The organism is Burkholderia sp. LMG 13014 (assembly GCF_905232215.1).
In the GTDB taxonomy this organism is placed as follows: Bacteria; Pseudomonadota; Gammaproteobacteria; order Burkholderiales; family Burkholderiaceae; genus Burkholderia.
Window position 1 is genome coordinate 1 of the sequence record NZ_CAJNKE010000747.1, and the last position, 2,520, is coordinate 2,520.

Genomic DNA, 2,520 nt, shown 5'->3' on the forward strand with positions numbered 1-2,520 from the left:
GCGCGTGTCGTCGCGGTCATCCGGCAGCGTCAGCGTGCCGACCGCGAACACCGCACCGTCAACGTGAGCGGCCTGCATCCGCATCGGCATCGATACGCCGCCGATCGCCACCGGCTGATTCTCGACGGTCGGCTTCGCCGGCAGGTCGATCGTGTAGCCGGCATCGTTGTGCAGCGTGCGCCAGTCGTACGACGGCGAGCACGCGGCCAGCGCGACGCTCATGCACGCGAGCGCGGCGAAGTGTCGCAGCGGACGAAAATGGGGGCGCAACGAAACGGTGACTTCCTTCGGCATGGCGTGGATCGGGCAGGCAAAACGGGCATTATCCGCCGAACGTGAATTCCGGGATGTGTGGCCGCCGTCAGTGCGCTTGCCGCATTCGCGCTAAAATGAGCGCCGAATTTCGATGTCCTTTGCATTGATCCGCGTCATCGACCGACTCCGAGAGCACCAGATGAACACCACGCCTCCCGCCCGGCGCAGCGCCGGCCCCGTCCGCTACATCGTCGCCGCCGCCGTCGTCGCGGCGATCGCCGTCGCCGGCTTCTTCGCATTCAACGGCAAGTCCAGCGTGCCGGACGCCACGTTCACGCTGCTGTCGGGCCAGAAGGTCTCGACTGCAGGCGACCTGAAAGGCAAGGTCTATCTCGTGAACTTCTGGGCGACGAGCTGCGCGACCTGCATGCAGGAAATGCCGCAGATGGTCGATACCTATAATCGCTTCAAGGGTCAGGGGCTGGAATTCGTCGCGGTCGCGATGAACTACGATCCGCCGATGTACGTCGCGAACTACGCGCAGACGCGCCAGTTGCCGTTCAAGGTCGCGCTCGACGACGGCAGCGTCGCGAAGCAGTTCGGCAACGTGCAGCTCACGCCGACGACCTTCGTCGTCGACAAGGACGGCAAGATCCTGAAGCGCTACGTCGGCGCACCGCAGTTCGCGGAACTCGACGCGCTGCTCAAGAAGGCGCTCGACAGCAACGCGGCCTGAGCGCCGCCGCAAGATCCGGCTCGAAGGGCTGCGCGCAGCGCCCTTCCCCGCACGACGGACCGCACGACCGGGCAACCCGGTTCCGCGGTCCGTTTGCTTTTCAGCGCTCGTTTTCGCCTTTCGCCGACAACCCGTAGCGCTTCATCTTCTCGTACAGCGTCGCCTTGCCGACATGCAGCCGGTCGGCTGTCGCGGCAACCGCGCCACCCGTCTGGTTCAGCGCCTCGGCGATCACCGCGCGTTCGAATTGCTCGATGCGCTCCTTCAGCGTCTGCTCGTTGTCGGCCTCGTCGCCGCTCGCGCCCGTCTCCTGCGGCATGTCGGCCACGCCGAGCACGAAGCGGTCGGCCGCGTTGTGCAGCTCGCGCACGTTGCCGGGCCAGTCACGCTGCATCAGGCTCGCGCGCTGCCGGTCGGTCAGCACCGGCGCGGGCCGCGCATAGCGCACGGCCGCATCGAGCATGAAGTGCTCGAACAGCGGCACGATGTCCTCGCGGCGCTCGGCGAGTGGCGGCAGCGCGATCGTCACGACGTTGAGGCGGTACAGCAGGTCGCGCCGGAACGTGCCGGCCGCGACGAGTTCGCTCATGTCGCCCTTCGCGGCCGCCACCACGCGGCAATTCACGCGGATCGGCTGGTTCGAGCCGAGCCGCTCCAGCACGCCGTCCTGCAGCACGCGCAACAGCTTCACCTGCAGCGCGAGCGGCATGCTTTCGATTTCATCGAGGAACAGCGTGCCGCCCGACGCGTATTCGAGCTTGCCGACGCGGCGCTTCGCGGCACCGGTGAACGCACCGGGCTCGTAGCCGAACATCTCCGACTCGAACATCGGCTCGGGCAGCGCGCCGCAATTCACCGCGATGAACGGCTTGTCGCGACGCGGCGACAGCTCGTGCAGGCTGCGCGCGATCAGCTCCTTGCCGGCGCCCGTGTCGCCGTTGATCAGCACCGACGCGTCGGTCGGCGCGACGTTCGCGATCAGCTTGCGCACCTGCTCGATCGCGGGGCTGCGGCCGATGATGCGCGGCGCGACGACGTTCTGCCCGGCCAGCTCGCGCCGCAGCGCATGGTTCTCGAGCACCAGCTCGCGGCGCTCGAGCGCGCGGCGCACCGTCTCGATCAGGCGCTCGGCCGCGAACGGTTTTTCGATGAAGTCGTAGGCGCCGTCGCGCATCGCCTGCACGGCCATCGAGATGTCGCCGTGCCCCGTGACGAGGATCACGGGCACGTCGGGCACGCGCTCGCGGCACTGCGCGAGCACGTCGAGCCCGCTCGCGCCGGGCAGCCGGATGTCGCTGACGATCGCGCCGGCGGTATCCGCGACGATCGCCTTCTCGGCCGCTTCGGCCGACTCGAAGCCGGCGACGTCGAACCCCGCCAGCTGAAGGCTCTGCACGCTTGCCCGGCGAACGAGCGCATCGTCTTCGATATAGATCACTTGCAGCCGGTTGGCCATCGTACTCACTTGCTCCTGACGGGCCGCGCGGCGGCAGCGCGCGCGGCGTCGTTGATACCGATCATGCGCCGAT

2 protein-coding genes and 1 pseudogene are annotated in these 2,520 nt (G+C 67.9%); 1 reads left to right on the forward strand and 2 read right to left on the reverse strand.

Features of this window, described 5'->3' with window-relative positions:
• A pseudogene (locus tag JYJ84_RS34000) lies at positions 1-294 on the reverse strand (hypothetical protein); the annotation flags it as partial.
• A gap of 160 nt (positions 295-454) precedes the next feature.
• Here JYJ84_RS34000 and JYJ84_RS34005 point away from each other — a divergent pair.
• Positions 455-991, forward strand: a complete 537-nt coding sequence (locus tag JYJ84_RS34005) for a TlpA disulfide reductase family protein (protein ID WP_124819691.1) — start codon at positions 455-457, stop codon at positions 989-991.
• Between the two features lie 100 nt (positions 992-1,091).
• Here JYJ84_RS34005 and JYJ84_RS34010 read toward each other — a convergent pair whose 3' ends face one another.
• Positions 1,092-2,447 carry a sigma-54 dependent transcriptional regulator gene (locus JYJ84_RS34010; RefSeq protein ID WP_122946346.1) on the reverse strand — a complete coding sequence of 452 codons (1,356 nt, stop codon included), beginning with the start codon at positions 2,445-2,447 and terminating at the stop codon, positions 1,092-1,094.
• Between the last annotated feature and the right edge of the window lie 73 nt (positions 2,448-2,520).

Coding starts and splice junctions, on each gene's coding strand:
- JYJ84_RS34005 (WP_124819691.1), top strand. CDS start 455: ATGAACACCACGCCTCCCGCCCGGCGCAGCGCCGGCCCCGTCCGCTAC.
- JYJ84_RS34010 (WP_122946346.1), bottom strand. CDS start 2,447: ATGGCCAACCGGCTGCAAGTGATCTATATCGAAGACGATGCGCTCGTT.